Raw genomic sequence first — 21,272 nt, 5'->3', positions numbered from 1 at the left:
GGCGGTTGTACCTGCTTAGTAAGTCTGATCGAGTTGCTCCAGGATCGCCGGGTTCTCGAGCGTCGAGATGTCCTGCTTGATCGCCTCGCCTGCCGCCACGCTGCGCAGCAGGCGCCGCATGATCTTGCCGCTGCGCGTCTTGGGCAGGTTGTCGCCGAAGCGGATGTCCTTGGGCTTGGCGATCGGGCCGATCTCCTTGGCGACCCAGTCGCGTAGTTCCGCTGCGATCTTCTTCGCCTCGTCGCCCTGCGGCCGGTTGCGCTTGAGCACCACGAAGGCGCAGATCGCCTCGCCGGTGGTGTCGTCGGGCCGCCCGACCACCGCCGCTTCGGCCACGAGGTCGGTCTTGCCGACCAGCGCGGACTCGATCTCCATCGTGCCCATGCGGTGGCCGCTGACATTGAGCACGTCGTCGATGCGGCCGGTGATCGTGAAGTAGCCGGTCTTGGCGTCGCGGATCGCGCCGTCGCCCGCGAGGTAATAGCGCCCCTGGAATTCATCGGGGAAGTAACTTTTCTTGAAACGGTCGGGGTCGTTCCAGATGGTGCGGATCATCGAGGGCCACGGGCGCTTGACGACCAGCATGCCGCCTTCGCCCCAGGGCACTTCCTGTCCGGTCTCGTCGACCACCGCGGCCGCGATGCCCGGGAAGGGCAGGGTGCACGAGCCCGGCACCAGCGGCGTGACGCCCGGCAGCGGCGTGATCATGTGGCCACCCGTTTCAGTCTGCCAAAAGGTATCGACAATCGGACAACGGCGGCCGCCGACGTGCTCGTGGTACCACTCCCAGGCGGCCGGATTGATCGGCTCGCCCACCGATCCGAGGATGCGCAGGCTCGACAGGTCGTAGCGCGAGGGATGCACCGCGGGGTGGGCTTCGGCGGCCTTGATGAGCGAGCGGATCGCGGTCGGCGCGGTATAGAAGACCGTCACATGGTGCTCCTGGATCATCCGCCAGAAGCGGCCGGCGTCCGGGTAGGTCGGCACGCCCTCGAACACCACCTGTGTCCCGCCCAGCGCCAGCGGCCCATAGGTGATGTAGGTGTGGCCGGTGACCCAGCCGATGTCGGCGGTGCACCAGAAGACATCCTCGGGCCTGAGGTCGAAGGTCCAGTGGCAGGTCAGCGCCGCATGCAGCAGGTAGCCGCCGGTCGAATGCTGAACGCCCTTGGGCTTGCCGGTCGACCCGGAGGTGTAGAGAAGGAAGAGCGGGTGCTCGGCTTCCACCCACTCGGGCTCGCAGACCGGGCTCTGTGCCGCGACCACATCGGCCAGCCAGAGGTCGCGCGGGGCCTGGAAGGGCACCGCCCCGCCGGTGCGGCGCGCCACCAGCACGTTGCGCACGCTGTCGCAGCCGCCGAGCATCAGTGCCTCGTCGACGATCGCCTTCAGCGGCAGGTGCTTGCCGCCGCGCGCCTGCTGGTCCGCCGTGATGACCAGCACCGCGCCGGTGTCGGCGATGCGGTCGCGCAGCGCCTGCGCCGAGAAGCCGCCGAACACCACCGAGTGGATGGCGCCGATGCGCGCGCAGGCCTGCATCGCCACCACGCCGTCGATCGACATCGCGATGTAGATGACCACCCGGTCGCCCTTCTTCACGCCCAGCGATTTCAGCGCGTTGGCGGTGCGGCAGACACGCTCCAGCAGCTCGCTGTAGCTCACGTGCGTGACCTGGCCGTCGTCCGCCTCGAAGATGATCGCGGTCTTGCCGCCCAGGCCACGCTCGACGTTGCGGTCCAGGCAGTTGTACGAGGCGTTGAGCGTGCCGTCGCCGAACCAGCGGAAGAACGGCGCCTGGCTGCTGTCCAGCACCTCCGTGAAGGGCTGCTTCCATGCCAGGTATTCGCGCGCGAGACGGCCCCAGTAGGCCTCGTGGTCCGCATCGGCCTCGGCGACCAGCCGGTCGTAGGCCTCCCGGCCGGAGACATGGGCGCGGCGGACGAACGCCTCGTCGGGCGCGTAGACAGCGGAAGTTGTCGTGGACTTAGCAGTGGTCATGTCGGCTCCTGAAGGTTCGTTTGGCCCGGGCAGGCCGGCAGCATCAGGGCCCCGGAACCGGCCTGGCTTCCGCCCGGACCATTTGCGCGGCGCTTGATGCGTGTCATGCTTGCCCTCGGTCTTGTGCTCAAGAATTCAAGAATGGGTAGCCGAAGGATGGCCCACGAACTTTTCAGGAGACACACAAGAACATGACGAATGTTTGCAGCCGCGGAGGCGCTCGATGAGCGCCGGCGCCGCATCGGTCGCCGAACCCGCAGCGGCCCCGGCGCCGCTGGAGCGCTACCTGACCCTGCAGACCGGCCTCGACCTGGTCGACCAGGGCCTGTCGATCTTCGACCGCGACCTGCGGCTGGTGGCCTGGAACAGGGCCTACGTGCGCCTGCTCGACTTTCCGGACGAGATGGCCTACCTGGGCGCGCCGTTCGAGAGCTTCATCGGCTACAACGCCCGCCGCGGCGAATACGGCCCCGGCGACCCCGATGCGCTGGTGGCCCAGCGCGTCGCGGCCGCGCGCACCTTCGCCACGCACGAGATCGAGCGCGTGCGGCCCAACGGCCGCGTGCTGCGCATCCGCGGCGAGCCGGTGCCGGGGCACGGTTTCGTCACGATCTACCAGGACGTGACCGAGCAGCGCCGCGCCGAGCGGATCATCCGCGACCACAACGCCGAGCTCGAAGCGCGGGTTGCGGCGCGCACCGGCGAGCTCCAGCGCAGCGAGGAGCGCGTGCGGCTCATCATGGACTCGATCCCCGCGCTGGTGGCCTACTTCGACCGCCGGCGCGTCTACGCCTACCTCAACCGGGGCTACCGCGACTGGTTCCAGGTCGACACCGCGCGGCCCGAATGCGTGAGCGCCAAGCGTTTCCTGGGCGAGTCGGTGTATGCGCTGGTCAAGCCCAACGTGCTGCGCGCGCTCGCGGGCGAGACCCGCAGCTTCGAATACGAACTGCAGACGCACGACGGCCGGCGCCGCGCGGTGCGCACCTCGCTGATCCCCGATCACGGTCCGGACGGCGACGTCGCCGGCTGTTTCGAGCTCACCTTCGACATCACGGAGGAGAAACGCTCGCAGGCCCTGCTCGCGCGCGCCCACAAGCTCGAATCGCTGGGCCATCTGACGGGCGGCCTCGCGCACGACTTCAACAACATCCTGACGGTGGTGATCGGCAACCTCGCCGCGCTCGCCGAAGAACGGCCGGGCGATCCCGCGCTGCCCGAATACGTGCAGCCGGCGCTCGATGCCGCGCGGCGCGGGGCGGACCTGGTGCGCGGCCTCCTGAGCTTCGCGCGCCGCCAGCCCCTGCAGGCGGCGGCGGTGCATGTGGGCGCCCTGGTCGAGACGGTGGCGCGGCTGGTGCGGCGCTCGCTGCCCGAGACCCTGCGGCTCGAAGTGGACGTGGGCGATGCGCCGCTGTGGACCTGGATCGACGCCACCTTGCTCGAACAGGCGCTGGTCAACCTGGTGCTCAATGCGCGCGATGCCAGCGGCCCGGACGCGCGCATCTCGTTGCGCGCTCGCGCCGCCCACATCGATGCGGCGGTCGCGGCGCCGCTGCAACTGTCGGAAGGCGACTGCGTGCGCATCGAGGTGGAGGACAACGGCAGCGGCATGGACGAATATACGCTCGCCCACCTGTTCGAGCCCTTCTTCACCACCAAGGCCCCGGGGCGCGGCACCGGCCTCGGCATGGCGGTGGTGTACGGCTTCATCAAGCAGTCGGGCGGCGCGATCGACGTGCGCAGCGCGCCGGGGCGCGGCACCACGGTGACCGTCTGGCTGCCGGCCGCCGAGCCGCCTGCGCCCGACGCCGGGCCGGACGAGTCGGGCGCAGGCGCGCATCGCGCGGCCGACCGCGGCCTCGCGCTCCTGGTGGACGATGACGCGCAGGTGCGGCGCGCGATCCGGCGCAGCCTGCTCGAGCTGGGCTACGTGGTGCTCGAAGCCGACAGCGGCGCCGAAGCGCTGAAGCTGCTGGCCAATACGCCGGGCATCACGCTCCTGCTGTCGGACGTGGCGCTGGGCGGCGAGATCGACGGCAGCGCGGTCGCACAGGCGGCGCGCACAGAGGGGCGGGCCGGCGCGGTGGTCCTCATGAGCGGCAATGCGCCCGGCGACCTGCCGCGGCTGCCGGGCATTCCGCTCCTGACCAAGCCCTTCACTTCGGAACAACTCGACCGGGCCATCGAGGAGGGAACCCCGCCATGAATGAAAGAGAGCAGCACCCCGGCACCGGCACTACGGTGCATCGCGCCGCGGGCGAGGACGCGGGCACGCCCGCGCTGGTCTACGTGGTCGAGGACGACCCGGGCGTCGCGCGGCTGGTGATCTCGGCGCTGCAGGAGTTCGGCTTCAACTGCGAGACCTTCGGCAGCGGCGCGGCGGCGCTGCGGCGCCTGCAGATGGAGAAGCCCGACCTCTGCATCATCGACCTCGGCCTGCCGGACATGGATGGCTTCGACCTCATGCGCCGCATCACCGCGACCTCGAACGCGGGCGTGCTGATCCTGACCGGCCGCGGCCATCCGGCCGACCGGGTGATGGGGCTGGAGATGGGCGGCGACGACTACGTGGTGAAGCCCTTCGAGGCGCGCGAACTGGTCGCGCGCGTGCGCAGCATCCTGCGCCGGCGCAGCCTCGCGCCCGGGCAGTCGCCGGGCAAGCGTCGCTATGCGCGCTTTCTGGGCTGGCGCGTCGATTGCGCGGCCAACCTGCTGCGCGCGCCCGACGGCGCCGAGCACCAGGTCGGCACCGCCGAGATGCAGGTGCTGCGCGCCTTCATCGAACGCCCGCACCAGATCCTCACGCGCGAGCAGCTCACCGGCTCGCGCGACCTGGCGCCGACCGACCGCAGCATCGACGTGCGCATCTCGCGCCTGCGGCGCAAGGTCGAGCCCGACCCGCACGATCCTTCGGTGATCAAGACGGTGTATGGGGCGGGCTACCTGTTCGCGGCGGATGTGAGCTGGGAATGAAAGCTGCTTTGCGAAGGCATCGAGTCCCCGCATCCGGGGACGCCGCTTTATCGACACGCCTTGCGCATCCTGCTCGTCGCTGATCTCCACTACGCGCTGCCCCAGTTCGACTGGGTGGTGCGCTCGGCGCCGTCCTTCGACCTCGTGGTGCTGGCCGGCGATCACATGGACGTGAGTTCGCCGGTGTCGCTCGATACGCAGTCGGTGGTGCTGCTGCGGTACTTCGCGCTGGCCAGGCCGGGCCGCTCGCTGGTGGTGGCTTCCGGCAATCACGACCTCACGGGTGCGGACCGGCATGGCGAACGTGCCGCCCTCTGGCTGCCGGAGAGCCGCCGCACCGGCATCGCGATCGACGGCGATTCGCTGGAGCTCGGCGACACCCTGGTCACCGTCTGCCCCTGGTGGGACGGCCCGGTGGGCCGCGCCGCGCTCGAAGCGCAGCTGGCGGCCGACGCGCAACGCCGCCCCGCGCGCTGGGTCTGGATCTACCACTGGCCGCCCGTGGATTCGCCCACCTGCTGGACCGGCAGGCGCCACTACGGCGATGCCGACGTGGCTGTCTGGATTGCGCAATTTCAGCCGGACTTTGTGCTCACCGGACATGTGCACGAGCCGCCATTCAAGCCCGAGGGCGCTTGGGCGGACCGTGTCGGCACCACCTGGGTCTTCAATCCGGGCCGGCAGATCGGGCCGGTGCCCGCCCACATCGTGATCGACCTCGGTGCGGGCACCGCATCGTGGCACTCGCTGATGGGCGAGGAAATGCTCCAGCTTGGTGCGAAACGCGCACCGGCGCGCTCGGTCTTCTGAGTCCGCCGGGCCGCGACCGGATCAATAGTCGGGATTCGGTTCGCGCGCCGAGCCGGGACTGGCCACCGGCCCCTGGCGGTGCGCGAGCTGGCCGAGCACGTGCGAGACCATCGCGAGGCCGGGCGAATCGCCGTACTGGTTCTTCAAGTCGGCGAGGTAGGTCGTGACGAAATGCAGCCGTTCGGCCAGGCCCTGCGCGATGAGCCGCATGATGGCCGGATCGCTCATGAGAAAGGCACGGCCGTCGACCGCGTGGCGCACGACGCATGGCGTGCTCGCCGCCACCGTGGCGCTGAAGGGCGAATCCAGCAGCAGCGAGATCTCGCCGATCGCGGCGCCCGGCTTGCTGATCGAATTGATCACCGTGCCGCCCTTGCTGACCTGCAGGACGCCCGACACCAGCACCCACAGCCCGCCGCCGGCCTCGCCCTCCCGCACCACCGCCTCGCCCGGTGAGAGCGCGATCTCCGGAAGGCCGGCCGTGTGGTGCAGCAGTTGGTCCATGCGCGAATGGCAGGCAAGGGTCGTGCCGCGGGCGAGTGCACCGCAATGCTGCACCGCTGCATCCCAATGTGACGAATGATTACATCGCCCACCCGGGCCGATGAGCGCCTCGCAGAATCGTTTCGCATCCCCAATCAGGAGACCGACGATGAGCGAACCCGTGGTGGAAAAGATCCAGGCCAGCGCCAAGTACCGCGAGCTGCGCGACAAGCGCAACCGCTTCGGCGTGTGGCTGACCGTGCTGATGCTGCTCGTGTACTACGGCTACATCGCGCTGATCGCCTTCAACAAGCCCTTTCTCGCGCAGCCGATCGGCGGCGGCGTGACGACCATCGGCATTCCGATCGGCCTGGGCGTGATCGTCTTCACCATCGCGATCACGGCCTACTACATCCGCCGCGCCAACGGCGAGTTCGATCGCCTGACGCGCGAGATCATCCAGGAGGCGACGCGATGAACCACCGTGCACTTTCACGCGCCGTCGTCGCGATCTCACTGGCAGGCGCGGCAGGCCTTGCATGCGCCGCCGGCGGCGACGTCGGCCAGGTCGCCAAGCAGCCGACCAACTGGATCGCCATCGGCATGTTCTCGGGCTTCGTGCTGCTCACGCTGTGGATCACCAAGTGGGCCGCATCGCGCACCAAGTCGGCCGCCGATTTCTACACCGCGGGCGGCGGCATCACCGGCTTCCAGAACGGGCTCGCGATCGCGGGCGACTACATGTCGGCGGCTTCCTTCCTCGGCATTTCCGCCGCGGTGATGGCGACCGGCTACGACGGCCTGATCTATTCGATCGGCTTCCTGGTGGGCTGGCCGATCATCACCTTCCTGATGGCGGAGCGGCTGCGCAACCTCGGCAAGTTCACCTTCGCCGACGTCGCGGGCTACCGCTTCAAGCCGGGGCCGATCCGCGGTTTCGCGGCCTCGGGCACGCTGGTGGTGGTGGCGTTCTACCTGATCGCGCAGATGGTCGGCGCGGGGCAGCTCATCAAGCTGCTGTTCGGCCTCGACTACTGGGTCGCGGTCGTCATCGTCGGCGCGCTGATGATGATCTACGTGCTGTTCGGCGGCATGACGGCCACTACCTGGGTGCAGATCATCAAGGCGGTGCTGCTGCTCGCGGGCGTGACCTTCATGGCCATCATGGTGCTCGCGGGCTTCGGCTTCAGCCCCGAGGCGCTGTTCGCCAAGTCGGTGGAGGTGCGCTCGCAGATCGCGGCCAACGGCGGCAAGAGCCCGGCGGAGGCCTCGGCGATCGGCCTCGCGATCATGGGCCCGGGCGGCTTCGTGAAGGACCCGATCTCCGCGATCTCGTTCGGCATGGCGCTGATGTTCGGCACCGCCGGCCTGCCGCACATCCTGATGCGCTTCTTCACGGTGCCCGATGCGAAGGAAGCGCGCAAGTCGGTGTTCTGGGCCACCACCTGGATCGGCTACTTCTACCTGCTGATCTTCATCATCGGCTTCGGCGCGATCACGCTGGTGCTGACCAACCCCGAGTTCGCCGAGGTCGCGACGGGCACCATCAAGGGCGGCGCGGGCGCGGCCAACATGGCGGCGGTGCTGGTGGCCAAGTCGGTCGGCGGCAACGTGTTCTACGGCTTCATCTCGGCGGTCGCCTTCGCGACCATCCTGGCGGTGGTGGCGGGCCTCACGCTCTCGGGCGCCTCGGCGGTGTCGCACGACGTCTACGCCACGCTGATCAAGAACGGCAAGGCCGACAGCCGCGCCGAGCTCAAGGTCTCGCGCATCACCACGGTCGCGCTCGGCATCGTCGCGGTGCTGCTGGGCATCGCGTTCGAGAAGCAGAACATCGCCTTCATGGTGTCGCTGGCCTTCGCGGTAGCGGCCTCGGCCAACTTCCCGGTCCTGTTCATGTCGGTGCTGTGGAAGGACTGCACCACGCGCGGCGCGGTCATCGGCGGATCGCTGGGGTTGATCTCTTCAGTGGCGCTGACGATCGTGTCGCCCTCGGTGTGGGAAGCGACGCTCGGCAATCCGAAGGGCTCGGCGCTGTTCCCCTACGCATCACCGGCGCTGTTCTCGATGGTCATCGCCTTCCTCGGCATCTGGATCTTCTCGCTGATGGACCGCAGCAAGCAGGCGCAGAAGGAGCGGGCGGCGTTCCCGGCACAGCAGGTGCGCTCGGAGACCGGGCTCGGCGCGGCCACCGCCTCGGCCCACTGATCACGCAGCGAGGCCGCGCAGCTTGAGAAAAGCCAGCGCGGCCATCACCGCATCGTTGAGCGCATCGTGCGCCGGGCGCTGCGGCAGGCCGAGGTCGGACATGATGGTCGCGAACCGGAGGTCGATGTCACCGCCACGCTCGTGCACCGGGCGCTGGCGGTTCTTGTATTCGTAGTAGAGCGCCGAGACTTCGATCTTCGGCTGCGGCAGGCCCATGCCGAGCATCGGGAAGAGGGCGCGATCGATCATCGCGACGTCGAACTCGAGGTAGTAGCCGACCAGCGGCCGGCTGCCGATGAATTCCATCAACTGCTTCAAGGCGTCGTCCATCGCGATGCCCTGTGCCACGTCGCGCTCGCGCAGGCCGTGCACGCGCACGCTGTCGGGCGACACCGCGCGGCGCTCGGGCTTCACCAGCAGTTCGAGCCGCTCGCTGCACAGCACGCGGTTGCCGCGGATGCGCACCGCCGCGATGGCCACGATCTCGTCGCGGCGCACATCGAGCCCGGTGGTCTCGCAATCGAGCGCCACCCATTCGTCCGGCGGGGGCGGATCCCACATGAAGCGGAAGCGCGGATCGCCGAGGTGGTAGAGCAGCCACCCGCGCTTGATCGCGGCGAAGGCGCCGGTCACACCGCGTCCAGATGAAAGCGCAGCCGCAGCATGCGGCGCAAGCGTTTGACGACCTGCAGCGTGTCCTTGAGCAGATCGCGGTCGAGGCTGTTGAGCTTCGCGGGATCGACGCTGCCGCTCACCGGCTTGCGCGCTTCGAGTTCCGCAAGACCCGCCGACAAGCGCAGTCCCATGAAGAAATGCAGGCTCTGCAGTACATCGTCGGCAAGGGCCCGCTCGATCTGCCCGCGCGAGACCAGCGCCGCGAGGCGCGCGGCGGTCGATGTGTCCGCAAGCCGGGCGGCCAGCGCGAGGCTGCGCACGCCATGCACCAGCGGAAAGAGGCCCTGCTTCTTGATGTCGAGGCTGCGCGCCGCGTCGTCACTGCCGCCGCCGAAGTCGAGGATGCGCTGCCACCAGCCGCTGTCGGTCGCGAAGGCATCGACCACCGAGGCGAAGCGCGCCAGCATCGGCTCGTTGTCGGTGGCGATCTGGAACAGGCGCTCGCGCACGCCCGCGAGCAGCGAGGCATCGCCGCAGACCGCATGCGCATCGAGGAAGATCGCGAGCGACATCAGGTTGTCGCCATCGGGTTGCAGCAGCCAGCCTTGCGCGCGGTCCGCGAATTCGCGTTCGCCGCCGCGCCAGCGCGGGTTCGACAGCATCACGCCGCCGGGGCAGGGCGGATAGCCGAAGTCCACCAGCGCCTGCGTCATGCGCGCGCAGATCGCTTCGAGGTCTTCGGGCGGCGCATAGCCGTCGCGCAGCAGCAGGCCGTTGTCCTGGTCGGTCTTGAGCAGTTGTTCGCCGCGGCCTTCGCTGCCCATGACGAAGAGGCAGCTGTTGGCAACCAGATCCGCCGGCGCGACGAGCTGCCAGGTGCGCTCGAACAGCTTGGCATTGAGCGCCTGCACCAGCGTGGCGATCTGCCCGACCCGCGTGCCGCCGCGCTGCAGCAGTCCGATGAGCCGCGTGATGTGCTCGCAGGCCTGCGCGAGCGCCGCAAGGTCGCGGGCCTCGGCGATCTCGCGGTTGATGAGGTAGGAATGGTTCGCGAGAAAGCTGAACAGGTCCATCGCCTCGAGCACGCCGATGACCCGCTCTTCGGCTTCGTCGGCCATCACGACCACGCGGTGCACCTTGTGCCGCACCATGACCGTGAGCGCATCGCCCACCGGATCGCCCGCGCGCACGGTGATGAGCCCGAAGCTCGCGATTTCGCCGACCGGCAGCCGGTCGAGCGGCGTGCCGTGCAGCACCGCACGCTGCAGCGTGGTCACGGTGAAGATGCCGAGCCGCGGCGGATCGGACCGGCCGTCGCGCACCAGCACGTTGGTCGCGCGCTCCGACTGGAAGAGCCGCACCACCGAGAGCACGTCGCAGTCCGCATCGACGAAATGCGGCGCGCGGATCGCGATCGCATCGACGCGTGCCATCTCCAGCGACTGCAGCTCGTGCCGTCCGCGCTGGCCCGCGATCGCTGCGAGCTTGTTCGAGAGATCGGAGAACAGCCGCGCGCCGAAGGTCGCGTTGCGCGCGATCAGCCCGTTCACCAGTTCGCGCGAGAGCTGGTAGGCCAGCATCTCCTCGGCCGCGACGAAGCGGCCCGCGACCTGGCCGGTCAGCAGGCTGCGGCCGTCGAAGGTGTCGTTGGGCCCGAAGCCGGCGACCGGCTCCGTGCCGCCATGCTCGTACTGCCGCGCGAAGCCCTTGATGACCACGAAGAGATGCGTCGGCGCCATGCCCGCATCGAGGATCGCATCGCCCTCGCGGAAGTAGGCGATGTCGACCCCGGCGCGGACGATCTGCTGCTCTTCGGCATCGAGGCAGTCGAAAGGCGATGCCTGGAAGTTGAAGGCGTTGGGCATCCACGCACGATAGCGCGGGATGCGCGGATCAGGAACGCGGCCGAGGCGGTGATTGATGTGGCTCAGGGATGCGCTGGTGCGTCCGGGCCGCGTCCAGGCGCCGCCGCAGCCGCTGCGCGAAGCAGGTCCAGCAGTCGCTGGCGCTGCGGCCGGATGCGGTCGACCGGTCCCCCGATCCCGATGACCACCGATCGCCCGTGCACGGTCGGCGGCAGGAGCATGCAGAGCGTGGCGCCGCCGGCGATCGGAATGTTCTCGGCATAGGCGTGGCCTTGCTCGCGGGCCTGCCGCACGCGCTCAAGCATCAAGTCCAGGGGCTGACGGTCTTCCATGCGCGGCGTCGCGACGTTGGCGCGCCGCACCAGGCGTTCCACTTCGCGGTCGTGGTAGGGCGTCATCAGCATCCAGCCGGTGGCCGACAGGGTCAGGGGCCGCATGCTGCCTTCCTCGGTGTGGAAGCGCAGCGGGTGGATCGACTGGATCACGCGGATGTACTGCGTGTGCACGTCGTTCTGCAGCGCGATCGAGACCGCCTCGCCGGTCGCGCTGTGCAGGTCGCGCATGAGCTCGAACACCTTGCCCTCGCCGAACAGCGCATGGCTGATCCAGTCGCCCAGCGCCGCCACCTTGAGCGTCGGGAAGTAGTGCCGCCTGGTGCGGTCGTAGCTCAGATAGCCCAGGGCCGTCATGTTCTTCAGCAGCACGGTGCCGCTGGACTGCGGATAGCCCAATGCGTCGCAGATGTCCTTCAGCGACTGAGGCCTGCGCTCGCGCTCGAAGAAGGCCAGGACCTCGAGCACCCGGACGGCCGATTTGACGGGCGGGGCCCTCATGGGCGCTCCGAATTCACATATGTGATGTTGATATGCACAAGGCGATCATACTTGCTTACCTGTCGGCAGGTTGGCATGATGCGTCCAAGCCGTCCGGCGCGAGAGCCGGACGTTGTCCAGAAGACGGAGACAAGCATGAAAGAAGGACAGGCAAAGCCCCGGCGTCTCGACGTGGTGGTGGTGGGCGGCGGCTTCGGCGGCATGTATGCGATCTACAAGTTTCGCGAGATGGGTCTCACGGTCCAGGGCATCGAGGCCGGCGGCGACCTCGGCGGCGTCTGGTACTGGAACCGCTACCCGGGCGCGCGCGTCGACCTGCCGAGCATCGACTACAGCTACTCGTTCTCCCCAGAGATCGAGCAGGAGTGGAACTGGTCGGAGCAGTTCGCGGGGCAGCCGGAACTGCTGCGCTACATCGATTTCGTCGCCACCCGGCTCGACCTGCGCCGGCATTTCCAGTTCAACACGCGCGTGACGCGCGCCGCCTGGGACGAGGAGCGGCAGCTCTGGACCGTGACGACCGACCGCGGCGAGGTCTACGAGAGCCCCTACTGCGTCATGGCGACCGGCCCGCTGTCGATCCCGAAGGAACCCGAGATCGCAGGGCTGGCCCGCTTCAAGGGCCGGCTGCTGCACGCGGCCAAGTGGCCGCACGAGCCGGTGGGCCTCGCGGGCCGGCGCGTGGGCGTGATCGGCACCGGGTCGACCGGGATCCAGATCGTGCAGGAGGTCGGGCGCGAGGCCGGCGAGCTGTTCGTGTTCCAGCGCACGCCGAGCTTCACGATGCCGATGCGCAACGTCAAGCTCGAGCCGGACTACCTGGCCGAGGTCAAGCGCCATTACGCGGGCATTCGCGAGGCGGCGCGCAACAGCGCGGTCGGCGGCACCCGGCCGCAGTCGACGCGCGCCTTCTTCAGCGTCACGCCCGCGCAGCGCCGTTCGCTGCTCGAGGACGCCTGGAAGCAGGGCGGCCTGGCGATGCTCGGCACCTTCTCGGACCTGCTGGTCAACGAGGAGGCCAACGAGACCGTGGCCGAATTCGTGCGCTCGAAGATCGGCGAGGTGGTGAAGGACCCGGCGACGGCGGAGGCCCTCAAGCCGCGCGGCTACCCGATCTTCGCGCGCCGTCCCTGCATCGACACCGAGTACTACGAAACCTACAACCTGCCGAACGTGCACCTCGTGGACTGCCTGTCCGATCCGATCGTCGAGGTGACCGAGAAGGGCGTGCGCACAGAGGCCGGCGAGGTCGAGCTCGACATCCTGATCCTCGCGACCGGCTACGACGGCCTGACCGGCGCGCTCACGGCCTTCGAGGTGGCCGGCCGCGACGGCCGCACGGTGAACGACAAATGGAAGGAGGGCGCACGCTCCTACCTCGGGCTGATGATGGAGGGCTTTCCGAATCTCTTCATGACCACCGGGCCGAACGGTCCTGCTGCGCTCGCGAACATCATCCGCATCAGCGAGAACGACGTCGACTGGATCGCGGCGCTCATCGTGCACATGCACGAGCAGGGCCTTTCGGCCGCCGAGCCGACCGTGCAGGCCGAGAACGCCTGGATGGACATCGTCTCCGCGCTGGCCGGGCGCTCGCTGATCACCAAGGCGAAGACCTGGTGGGTCGGCACCAACGTCAAGGACAAGCCCTCGGGACTCACGATGTTCACGGGCGGCTTCCAGAAGTACCGCGAACACTGTGCCGCCGCAGCGGCGGACGGCTTTCGCAGCCTCGCGTTCGAGCGTCGACAGGCGCTTGCTGACGCCTAGGCGTCAGCGTCCGGGGCACCTCCTCTTGCGTGGCGGCCCGAATCGACGCACATTAATTACCGGTCGGCAGGTAACTAGGTCCTGCTGGTGGAACACTAGGAGATTTCATGGAATTCAAGACCCTGCTCGTCGAGATCAAGGACCGCATCGCGCTGGTCACCCTGAACCGCCCCCCCGTCAATGCCCAGAACGCCGAGATGCGCGCGGACATCACGGCCTGCTTCGACGAGCTGTCCGATCGCGAGGACGTCGCCTGCATCGTGCTGACCGGCTCGGGCAAGGTCTTCTCGGCCGGCGCCGACATTCGCGAGCGGCCCAACCTCGGCGCCACGCCGGGCGCCTACGGCCGTCACAACCGGCTGGTGCGCGAGTCGTACTACGCGGTGGTCGAGTGTTCCAAGCCCGTGATCGCGGCCGTCAACGGCCCGGCGATGGGCGCGGGCTTCGGGCTCGTGATGGGGTCGGACATCTGGGTCGCTTCGGAGGATGCCTACGTCTCGATGCCCGAGATCAACGTCGGCCTGGCCGGCGGCGTGACCTTCCTGCAGCGCGTGTTCAGCCAGTCGCGTGCGCGCCGGATGTTCTATACCGGCATGAAGGTCGACGCGAAGGAGCTCTATCGCCTCGGCCTCATCGAGGCCTGCCTGCCGGCCGACGAACTGCTGCCCTATGCGATGGAGATCGCGCGCGACATGGCGTCGAAGAGCCCGATCGCGCTGCGGCTCGCGAAGGAAGCGGCGCGCATGACGATGGTGATGCCGCCGCGCGACGCCTACCGCTACGAGCAGGGCAACACGGTCGCGCTGTCGAAGACCGAGGATGCCAAGGAAGCCCAGCGTGCCTTCCTCGAAAAGCGTGCGCCGGTCTACACCGGACGCTGAAGCAGCGGCGCTTGCACGCGTGGCGCGCCGATTGCGGCTGCTACCATCGCTAGCGTTCCGGCGGCGCTGTGCGCCGCCCCATCGATGACCCAGTAGGACACCCCCCGCCCATGGCCAATGGTCCCGCGGACCCCGTGGAAGCCGCCTCGGAATCCCCATCCTCCACTCGCACCCGTTCGGATGCGCGGCAGGAGCAGCTGATCGAGATCGCGATCCGGCTCTTCGCGCGCAAAGGGTACGAGGGCACCTCGCTGCGCGACATCGCGGAGGAGGCCAAGATCACCAAGGCTGCGCTCTACTACCACTTCCCGAACAAGGAAGAGCTGTACGAGCGCATCGTGCTGGAGTCCATGCAGAACCTGGTCGACACCGTGGGCGCGGCGATGCGCGAGGGCGCCACACCCGCCGATCGCGTGCGGCTGTTCATGCGGGCTTCGGCCGACTTCCTGGATCGCAGCCGTGATTCGTGGATCGCCGGTTCCAACGCCTTCTGGTCGAACAGCGATGCCCGGCCGCGTGCCGTCACGGTGCATCTGCGCGACGCCTACGAGCGCCTGCTGCGCGACAGCATCCGCGACGCGATCAGCCAGGGTCAGTTCCGACCGGTCGACCCCTCGATGGCCGGCCGGATGCTGCTGTCGATGCTCAATCACCTGTGCCGCTGGCATTCGCTGGGCGGTCGGCTGACCACGCGCGAAGTGATCGACCAGTACCTCGACATGGCCTTCGTGGGCCTCAACGCGCCCGCCGGGCGCTGATCCCCTGAGCTGAAACGGACGCGAAGGCGTCCCCGGCCACCGGGCCGCTCTCGGGTAAACCCCAGGCAATTTACTTACCGGCCGTAAAGTAAACTGATTCAGATGATGGAGACGACGGCCATGAGCCTTGTTCGCTGCCTGAGAGCCCTGCTGGTCTGGATGGCATGGGGCGCCGCGCTGCTGGCAGGCGCGCACGCCGAGACTTTTCCGGCCAGGCCGGTGACCATCGTGGTGCCCTACGCGGCCGGCGGCTTCACCGACCAGCTCGCGCGCGTGATCGCGCCGGCCTTGTCGGCGCGCTGGGGCCAGCCGGTCGTGGTGGACAACCGCAACGGCGGCGGCACCACGATCGGCACCGCGCTGGTGGCACGCGCGCCGGGCGACGGCCACACGCTCTTGCTGACCGGCTTCGGCTTCACCGCGAATCCTTTGCTGATGAAGAACCTGCCCTACGACCCGAAGGCGCTGGCGCCGGTCACGCTGGTCGCCGATGCGCCGAGCGTGCTCTTCGTCGCCAACAAGGTGCCGGCCGGCAACCTCAAGGAATTCGTGGCCTACATGCGCCGCAACCCGGGCAAGGTCGTTTTCGCGTCGTCGGGCAATGGCTCGAGCCCGCACATCGGCGCCGAAATGCTGGCCTCGATGGTCGGCGTGCCGATCGTTCATGCGGCCTACCGGGGCAATGCGCCGGCCCTGAACGACCTGATGGGCGGCCAGGTCGATGCGATGTTCGACTCGCCGAGCTCGATGAGCTTCGTGCAGGCCGGCCGCATGAAGGTGATCGGCGTCGCGAGCGAGCAGCCGATCGCGCGCAACCCCCAACTGGTCCCGTTGGCCCAGGCCGGCGTGCCCGAGCTCGCCGGCTTCGTCTGCGGCGGATGGTTCGGCTTCTTCCTGCCGGCGAAGACGCCGTCCGACTTGCAGCAGCGCATCTACGAGGACCTGCGCGCCGTGCTGGCCCAGCCGGAGCTGCGCGAGGGCATCCAGAACGTCGGCGGCGAGCCGCGGCAGACGACCCCGGCCGAATTCGCCGCCTACCTCGACGCGGAGACGCAGCGCTGGGCGCCGGTGATCCGCGAGCGCAACATCCACCTCGACTGACCCCGGCCCGCAGCCATGACGCAACAACACACCGACGACATCACCGACGCCTATGCCGCGTTCCGCGCCGAGCTGCGCGAGTTCGCGCAACGCGAATGCCCCGAAGCCCTCAAGGCGGTGGTGCGCAGCAACCAGAAGGTCACGCGCGCCGAATACAGCGCCTGGCAGAAGAAGCTGCACGCGCACGGTTGGGGCGCACCCAACTGGCCGGTCGAACACGGCGGCACCGGCTGGGACCTGCAGCAGCGCTACCTGTTCGAGGAGGTCATGGCCGAGGCCGACTGCCCGCCGCTGTACCACCATGGCCTCGGCCACATCGGGCCGGTGATCATGCACTTCGGCACCGAGGCGCAGAAGGCGCGCTTCCTGCCGCGCATCGTCGAGGGCAGCGAGTGGTGGTGCCAGGGCTATTCCGAGCCGGGCTCGGGCTCGGACCTCGCATCGCTGCGCACCTCGGCCGTGCGCGACGGCGACTGCTACCTGATCAACGGCCAGAAGATCTGGACCTCCCATGCCCAGGAGGCCGACATGATGTATACGCTCGTGCGCACCTCGGCCGAGGCACGCAAGCAGGCCGGCATCTCGCTGCTGCTGGTGCCGATGGACAGCCCCGGCATCGAGGTGCGGCCGATCCCGACGATCGACCACTGGCACCATGTCAACGAGGTGTTCCTGCGCGACGTGCGCGTGCCGGTTGCGAACCTGCTGGGCGAGGAGGGCGGCGGCTGGCAATGCGCCAAGTTCCTGCTCGATCGCGAACGCCTGTCGCCCGCCACGGTACCGCGTCTGGCGCGCCTGGCCGACCAGATGGCCGAGCTGCTGCGCGCGCGCGGCCGCGAGTCCGACGCGGCACGCGCGAGCCAGCACGTGCTGCTCGAGCACCTCTACCTCGCGCAGGCGGGCGTGATGGGCGCGCGCGAGATGCTGCTCTCGGCGATCCAGGAAGAGATGCAGGGCACGCTCGCGGCCTCCAAGTCGTCGGCGCTCAAGCTGTACTGCTCGGAGCTGTCCCAGCAGCTCATCGGCATCGCGCTCGACGTCGCCGGTCCGACCTACGCCGCCCGGCTCGTGGACACAGTGGCCACGGACGAGGCCGAGGCCGCGCCGCTCAGGCAACTGATCCATACCTACCTGTTCTACCGCTCGCGCAGCATCGCCGGCGGCACGAGCGAAGTGCAGAAGAACGTGATTGCACGCGATATCTTTGGAGCCTGAAGCATGCCCTTTCAAGCCACGCCCATGTTCCCGGGCGACCTCTATGACACCACGCTGCGCGTCGCGGCCACGGCGCCCGTGGTCGAGACCTTCGAATCGCAGCAGCCCAGCGAGACCTGGAACCAGTTCCTGGCGCTCGGCTGGCAGGGCGTGCTCGTGAGCGAGGAGCACGGCGGCGCCGGATACCCGCTCGCCGACATGGCGGCGGTTGCGGAGGCCGCGGGCCGCCATGCGCTCGCGGCGCCGCTGGTCGCGCGCTGTGCGGTGCTGCCGGCGCTGCTGTCCGGCTTCGCGGCCCAGCCGGCCGTGGCCGAACTGCTGAGCCAGATGGTCGCCGGCGAGGCCTCGGTCTGCCCGGCGCTCGATGCCGCGGCCGCCTTGCGTTGCAGCTTCCGGGGCGACGAGCCCGTGCTCACCGGCACCGTGCGCGGCGCCGATCTGACCGAGCCGGCTTCGCACCTGGTGTTCCTGGCGCGCACGGCCGAGGGCGAAGACCTGCTGCTGCTGGCCGCGCGCGACGCGCTGCCGGGCCTCGCGTCCACCTGGCTCGGCATCGATGCGCGGCAGACCGCGGACCTCGAGATCGAAGGGGTGCGGCTTCCCGCGGGCGCGGTGCTGGCGCGCGGCGAGCGCGCCCGCGCCGCCGCGGCCCGGGCGCTCGACGTGGGCGCGCTCATGAGTTGCGCCCAGGTGGTCGGCGCGATGGGCGCGATGATCGAGCAGACCATCGAGTACCTCAACACACGCCAGCAGTTCGGCGTCGCGCTCGCCACCTTCCAGGCCCTGCGGCATCGCACCGTCGACATGTACGTGGCCTACGAGAATGTTCGCGGCATGGTGCGCCAGCGCGTGCTGGCCCAGGGCGACGACGGCGCGCGCGAGATCGCGCTGGTCAAGCTCTACCTGTCGGTCACGGCGCGCCAGGCCGCCGAAGCGTGCATCCAGCTGCATGGCGGAATCGGCATGTCGCGCGAGCTGCCGGCGGCGCGGCTGGCGATGCATGCGCTGTCGTGCAGCCTGCAATGGGGCGACCGCTTCGCGCAACTGGACCGCCTCGTGTCCACCGACCTGCACTGAGGGCGACGCACCATGCATTCCCTGCATCCGCTGTTCCATCCGGCCTCGGTCGCCCTGGTGGGCGCCTCGTCCGACCCCGAGCGCATCGGCGGCAGGCCGCTGCGCTTCATGCGGGAAGGCGGCTTCGAAGCGCCGATCTATCCGGTCAACAAGAGCGGCGACGCCATCCAGGGCCTGCCGTCGTTCAGGAGCGTGAGCGAGATCCCGCACCCGGTGGACCAGGCCGTGATCTGCGTGCCGGTGCAAGGCGTCGAAGCGGCGGTGCAGGACAGCATCGCCAAGGGCGTGCGCGCGATCCAGATCATGACCGCGGGCTTCGCCGAGATCGATGCCAAGGGGCGGGCGCTGCAGGCGCGCATCGCCGCGATGTGCCGCGAGGCCGGCGTGCGCCTGCTCGGGCCCAATTCGCTCGGCCTGCTGAATGTGCCGACGCGCTTCTTCTCGACCTTCTCGACCGCGCTCAATGGCCTGAAGCCGCAGCCCGGCCCGATCGCGCTCGCGACCCAGAGCGGCGCCTTCGGCTCGGCGACCTACGGCATGGCCTCGCTGCGCGGCCTCGGCTTCAGCAAGATCGTCGCCACCGGCAACGAGGCCGACGTCGACGTCGCCGAGTGCATCGACTACCTCGCGGACGACCCCGACACGCGGATCATCTGTGCCGCGCTGGAGTCCTGCCAGGACGGCGAGCGCCTGCGCCGCGCGCTTCGCAAGGCGGCCCGGGCCGGCAAGCCCGTGCTGATCATGAAGGTCGGCCGCACCGAGGCCGGCGCCGCCGCGGCTTCGACCCACACCGGCTCGCTGGCCGGCAACGACGTGGTCTACGACACGGTGTTCGCCGAGTGCGGCGCCTGGCGGCCGCAATCGATCGAGGAGATGCTCGACATCGCCTACGCGTTCTCGGTGCGCCCGGCGCTGCCGGTCAATGCCGACATCGGCATCGTCACCGGCTCCGGCGGCATCGGCGTCCTGATGGCCGACGAGGCCGGGGATCGCGGCCTCGCGCTGCCGGCACTGCCGGGCCCCGGCCGCGAGGCGGCGCTCGCGCTGCTGCCGTTCGCGGTCGCGAGCAACCCGCTCGACATGACGGCGCAGGTCACCTCGGTGCCGCAGGGCGTCTCGCGCTCGGTGGCCACGATGCTCGACCATACGTCGTGGGGCACGGTCTTCGCGTACCTCGCGCACGTCGGCCTCTCGCCGGCGCGCTTCGCTGCGACGCAGGCCGAGCTGGTCGCGGTGGCGCAGAAGCATCCGGGCCGCACGCTGGTGCTCGTGATGCTCTCCACGCCCGAGGTCAACCGGGCGCTCGAAGCCGAAGGCATCGTGGTGTTCGAGGACCCGAGCCGCGCGGTGCGCGCGGTCGCGGCGCTGGCTGCGCTGGCGCAGCGGCGCGAGATGCTGGCACTGCCGCCGCAAGCGCCGGCCGCGGCGGGTGCCACGCTCGATCTGGCGGGCATCGACACCGAGGACGGCGCCAAGCGCGTGCTCGCCGCGGCCGGGCTGCCGGTGCTGCCCGAGCAGCTCTGCACGTGGGCCGCAGAATCGGCCGAGGCCGCGCAGCGCATGGGTTTCCCGGTGGTGGCCAAGATCGTCTCGCCCGACATCACGCACAAGACCGAGGTCGGCGGCGTCATCCTGGACCTGCAGGACGCCGAGGCCGTGCGCGCCGCGCACGAGGAACTGATCGCGCGCGCGCGCCGGGCGCGGCCGCTGGCGCGGCTCGAAGGCGTGCTGATCGCGCCGATGCTGCGCGGCGGCGTCGAGGTGATCCTCGGCGTGCACCGCGATCCGACCTTCGGGCCGATGGTGATGTACGGCAGCGGCGGCACCGCGGTCGAGCTGTTCAAGGACGTGGCTTTCGCATCGGCGCCCCTGTCGACCGAGCGCGCGCGCGGTCTGCTGGACCACGTGCGCTCGACGCAGCTGCTGCGCGGCTGGCGCGGCGCGCCTCCCTGCGACGAAGCCGCACTCGTCGCGGCGCTGTGCCGCCTGTCGGAATTCGCCGCCGCGCATGCCGAGCTGATCGAGAGCGTGGAGATCAACCCCTTCGTGGTGCGGCAGGAGGGCGCCGCCTGCCTCGACGCGGTGATCACGCTGCGCGCGGCGGATGAAGCCGAAACCGGGCGGAGCAGCCATGGCCACTGACACCGATCGCATCGCGGCGCTCGAGCGCCGGCTGGCCGAGCTCGCCGATCGCGAGGCGATCCGCGAGGGCCTCTATCGCTACTGCCGCGGCATCGACCGCAGCGACGAGGCGGCATTGCGCTCGGCCTACTGGCCCGACGCGACCGACCGGCACGGCCCGTTCCAGGGCACGGCCACCGGCTTCATCGACTGGGCCGTGGCGAAGCTCGCGGAGGGCGGGCGCAACGTGCACATGGTGGGCAACATCGCGATCGAGCTGCGCGGCGAGGTGGCCGCGGTCGAGAGCTATTTCCATGCGCTGCAGGCCGACCGCACGGCCGCTGTCCTGCTGTGCGGCCGCTACGTCGACCGCTTCGAGCGGCGCGGCGGCGAATGGCGCGTCGCGGCGCGCGTCGTGGTCTACGACTGGATGCAGCCGCTGGCCGCCGAGCCCGGCAGCGAGGCCGAGCGCTTCGGCGTGCGCCAGCCGATCGGCGCCCGCAAGCCGGACGACCCCTGGTACGCCTTGCTCGCGAGCCTGCCGGCGGCCTGAGGCCGGCG

At 69.5% G+C, this 21,272-nt stretch carries 18 protein-coding genes; 13 read left to right on the top strand and 5 right to left on the bottom strand.

Annotation, left to right across the window (positions count from 1 at the left end; translation table 11 throughout):
* Positions 1-15: 15 nt before the first annotated feature.
* On the bottom strand, positions 16-1,998 hold the full coding sequence (gene acs, locus VAR608DRAFT_RS12045; protein WP_088954271.1) for an acetate--CoA ligase: 1,983 nt from the start codon (positions 1,996-1,998) through the stop codon (positions 16-18).
* 223 nt (positions 1,999-2,221) lie between these two features.
* On the opposite strand from acs, the gene VAR608DRAFT_RS12040 reads away from it, so the two are divergent.
* The 3 genes from VAR608DRAFT_RS12040 to VAR608DRAFT_RS12030 are packed head-to-tail and all read left to right on the top strand — an operon-like array spanning position 2,222 to position 5,784.
* On the top strand, positions 2,222-4,207 hold the full coding sequence (locus VAR608DRAFT_RS12040; RefSeq protein ID WP_088954270.1) for a hybrid sensor histidine kinase/response regulator: 1,986 nt from the start codon (positions 2,222-2,224) through the stop codon (positions 4,205-4,207).
* The gene (locus VAR608DRAFT_RS12035) at positions 4,204-4,974 is read left to right on the top strand and encodes a response regulator transcription factor (protein ID WP_088954269.1); all 771 of its coding nucleotides are present in this window, start codon (positions 4,204-4,206) and stop codon (positions 4,972-4,974) included. Before VAR608DRAFT_RS12040 ends, VAR608DRAFT_RS12035 begins: the two co-directional genes overlap by 4 nt.
* Positions 4,975-5,034: 60 nt before the next feature.
* Entirely contained in the window at positions 5,035-5,784 is a 750-nt protein-coding gene (locus tag VAR608DRAFT_RS12030) for a metallophosphoesterase family protein (protein ID WP_157730857.1), read from the top strand.
* A 21-nt stretch (positions 5,785-5,805) separates the two neighbouring features.
* Here VAR608DRAFT_RS12030 and VAR608DRAFT_RS12025 read toward each other — a convergent pair whose 3' ends face one another.
* On the bottom strand, positions 5,806-6,288 hold the full coding sequence (locus tag VAR608DRAFT_RS12025) for a Crp/Fnr family transcriptional regulator (RefSeq protein ID WP_088954267.1): 483 nt from the start codon (positions 6,286-6,288) through the stop codon (positions 5,806-5,808).
* 148 nt (positions 6,289-6,436) lie between these two features.
* Here VAR608DRAFT_RS12025 and VAR608DRAFT_RS12020 point away from each other — a divergent pair, with 148 nt between their 5' ends.
* Positions 6,437-6,745, top strand: a complete 309-nt coding sequence (locus tag VAR608DRAFT_RS12020) for a DUF485 domain-containing protein (protein WP_088954266.1) — start codon at positions 6,437-6,439, stop codon at positions 6,743-6,745.
* On the top strand, positions 6,742-8,475 hold the full coding sequence (locus VAR608DRAFT_RS12015; protein ID WP_088954265.1) for a cation acetate symporter: 1,734 nt from the start codon (positions 6,742-6,744) through the stop codon (positions 8,473-8,475). The genes VAR608DRAFT_RS12020 and VAR608DRAFT_RS12015 overlap by 4 nt, the downstream gene beginning before the upstream one ends.
* Here the strand turns inward: VAR608DRAFT_RS12015 and VAR608DRAFT_RS12010 are convergent, their stop codons facing one another.
* From VAR608DRAFT_RS12010 to VAR608DRAFT_RS12000, 3 genes are all read right to left on the bottom strand, one after another.
* The gene (locus VAR608DRAFT_RS12010; RefSeq protein ID WP_088954264.1) at positions 8,476-9,108 is read right to left on the bottom strand and encodes a 3'-5' exonuclease; all 633 of its coding nucleotides are present in this window, start codon (positions 9,106-9,108) and stop codon (positions 8,476-8,478) included. It abuts the gene before it with no gap.
* Positions 9,105-10,955, bottom strand: a complete 1,851-nt coding sequence (locus VAR608DRAFT_RS12005) for a DUF294 nucleotidyltransferase-like domain-containing protein (RefSeq protein ID WP_088954263.1) — start codon at positions 10,953-10,955, stop codon at positions 9,105-9,107. Before VAR608DRAFT_RS12005 ends, VAR608DRAFT_RS12010 begins: the two co-directional genes overlap by 4 nt.
* Positions 10,956-11,017: 62 nt before the next feature.
* On the bottom strand, positions 11,018-11,788 hold the full coding sequence (locus tag VAR608DRAFT_RS12000; protein WP_088954262.1) for an IclR family transcriptional regulator: 771 nt from the start codon (positions 11,786-11,788) through the stop codon (positions 11,018-11,020).
* Between the two features lie 135 nt (positions 11,789-11,923).
* Here VAR608DRAFT_RS12000 and VAR608DRAFT_RS11995 point away from each other — a divergent pair, with 135 nt between their 5' ends.
* The 8 genes from VAR608DRAFT_RS11995 to VAR608DRAFT_RS11960 all read left to right on the top strand — a co-directional run bounded on the left by VAR608DRAFT_RS11995 (position 11,924) and on the right by VAR608DRAFT_RS11960 (position 21,264).
* Positions 11,924-13,558, top strand: a complete 1,635-nt coding sequence (locus VAR608DRAFT_RS11995; RefSeq protein WP_088954261.1) for a flavin-containing monooxygenase — start codon at positions 11,924-11,926, stop codon at positions 13,556-13,558.
* A 107-nt stretch (positions 13,559-13,665) separates the two neighbouring features.
* A complete protein-coding gene (locus tag VAR608DRAFT_RS11990) occupies positions 13,666-14,439 on the top strand; it encodes an enoyl-CoA hydratase/isomerase family protein (RefSeq protein ID WP_088954260.1) in 774 nt (257 codons plus the stop codon).
* Positions 14,440-14,549: 110 nt separating this feature from the next.
* Entirely contained in the window at positions 14,550-15,197 is a 648-nt protein-coding gene (locus tag VAR608DRAFT_RS11985; protein WP_088954259.1) for a TetR/AcrR family transcriptional regulator, read from the top strand.
* 120 nt (positions 15,198-15,317) lie between these two features.
* Complete coding sequence (locus tag VAR608DRAFT_RS11980; protein ID WP_157730855.1) at positions 15,318-16,298, top strand: Bug family tripartite tricarboxylate transporter substrate binding protein; 981 nt, start codon at positions 15,318-15,320, stop codon at positions 16,296-16,298.
* A gap of 15 nt (positions 16,299-16,313) precedes the next feature.
* Positions 16,314-17,513, top strand: coding sequence for an acyl-CoA dehydrogenase family protein (locus VAR608DRAFT_RS11975; RefSeq protein WP_172843842.1), 1,200 nt, complete (start codon positions 16,314-16,316; stop codon positions 17,511-17,513).
* A 3-nt stretch (positions 17,514-17,516) separates the two neighbouring features.
* Positions 17,517-18,590, top strand: coding sequence for an acyl-CoA dehydrogenase family protein (locus VAR608DRAFT_RS11970; RefSeq protein ID WP_088954257.1), 1,074 nt, complete (start codon positions 17,517-17,519; stop codon positions 18,588-18,590).
* Between the two features lie 12 nt (positions 18,591-18,602).
* Positions 18,603-20,732: an acetate--CoA ligase family protein gene (locus tag VAR608DRAFT_RS11965; protein ID WP_088954256.1), complete on the top strand. Its 2,130-nt coding sequence runs from the start codon at positions 18,603-18,605 to the stop codon at positions 20,730-20,732.
* Complete coding sequence (locus VAR608DRAFT_RS11960; RefSeq protein WP_088954255.1) at positions 20,722-21,264, top strand: nuclear transport factor 2 family protein; 543 nt, start codon at positions 20,722-20,724, stop codon at positions 21,262-21,264. The genes VAR608DRAFT_RS11965 and VAR608DRAFT_RS11960 overlap by 11 nt, the downstream gene beginning before the upstream one ends.
* The last annotated feature ends 8 nt before the right edge of the window (positions 21,265-21,272 follow it).

The sequence above is a fragment of the Variovorax sp. HW608 genome (assembly GCF_900090195.1).
GTDB lineage: Bacteria > Pseudomonadota > Gammaproteobacteria > Burkholderiales > Burkholderiaceae_C > Variovorax.
The sequence above is the reverse complement of the archived record's forward strand: the minus strand, read 5'-3'. Positions and strand labels throughout refer to the sequence as shown.

Coding starts and splice junctions, on each gene's coding strand:
- VAR608DRAFT_RS11965 (WP_088954256.1), top strand. CDS start 18,603: ATGCATTCCCTGCATCCGCTGTTCCATCCGGCCTCGGTCGCCCTGGTG.
- VAR608DRAFT_RS11980 (WP_157730855.1), top strand. CDS start 15,318: ATGAGCCTTGTTCGCTGCCTGAGAGCCCTGCTGGTCTGGATGGCATGG.
- VAR608DRAFT_RS11990 (WP_088954260.1), top strand. CDS start 13,666: ATGGAATTCAAGACCCTGCTCGTCGAGATCAAGGACCGCATCGCGCTG.
- VAR608DRAFT_RS11960 (WP_088954255.1), top strand. CDS start 20,722: ATGGCCACTGACACCGATCGCATCGCGGCGCTCGAGCGCCGGCTGGCC.
- VAR608DRAFT_RS12015 (WP_088954265.1), top strand. CDS start 6,742: ATGAACCACCGTGCACTTTCACGCGCCGTCGTCGCGATCTCACTGGCA.
- VAR608DRAFT_RS12020 (WP_088954266.1), top strand. CDS start 6,437: ATGAGCGAACCCGTGGTGGAAAAGATCCAGGCCAGCGCCAAGTACCGC.
- acs (WP_088954271.1), bottom strand. CDS start 1,998: ATGACCACTGCTAAGTCCACGACAACTTCCGCTGTCTACGCGCCCGAC.
- VAR608DRAFT_RS11970 (WP_088954257.1), top strand. CDS start 17,517: ATGCCCTTTCAAGCCACGCCCATGTTCCCGGGCGACCTCTATGACACC.
- VAR608DRAFT_RS11985 (WP_088954259.1), top strand. CDS start 14,550: ATGGCCAATGGTCCCGCGGACCCCGTGGAAGCCGCCTCGGAATCCCCA.
- VAR608DRAFT_RS12000 (WP_088954262.1), bottom strand. CDS start 11,788: ATGAGGGCCCCGCCCGTCAAATCGGCCGTCCGGGTGCTCGAGGTCCTG.
- VAR608DRAFT_RS12005 (WP_088954263.1), bottom strand. CDS start 10,955: ATGCCCAACGCCTTCAACTTCCAGGCATCGCCTTTCGACTGCCTCGAT.
- VAR608DRAFT_RS12025 (WP_088954267.1), bottom strand. CDS start 6,288: ATGGACCAACTGCTGCACCACACGGCCGGCCTTCCGGAGATCGCGCTC.
- VAR608DRAFT_RS12040 (WP_088954270.1), top strand. CDS start 2,222: ATGAGCGCCGGCGCCGCATCGGTCGCCGAACCCGCAGCGGCCCCGGCG.
- VAR608DRAFT_RS11995 (WP_088954261.1), top strand. CDS start 11,924: ATGAAAGAAGGACAGGCAAAGCCCCGGCGTCTCGACGTGGTGGTGGTG.
- VAR608DRAFT_RS11975 (WP_172843842.1), top strand. CDS start 16,314: ATGACGCAACAACACACCGACGACATCACCGACGCCTATGCCGCGTTC.
- VAR608DRAFT_RS12035 (WP_088954269.1), top strand. CDS start 4,204: ATGAATGAAAGAGAGCAGCACCCCGGCACCGGCACTACGGTGCATCGC.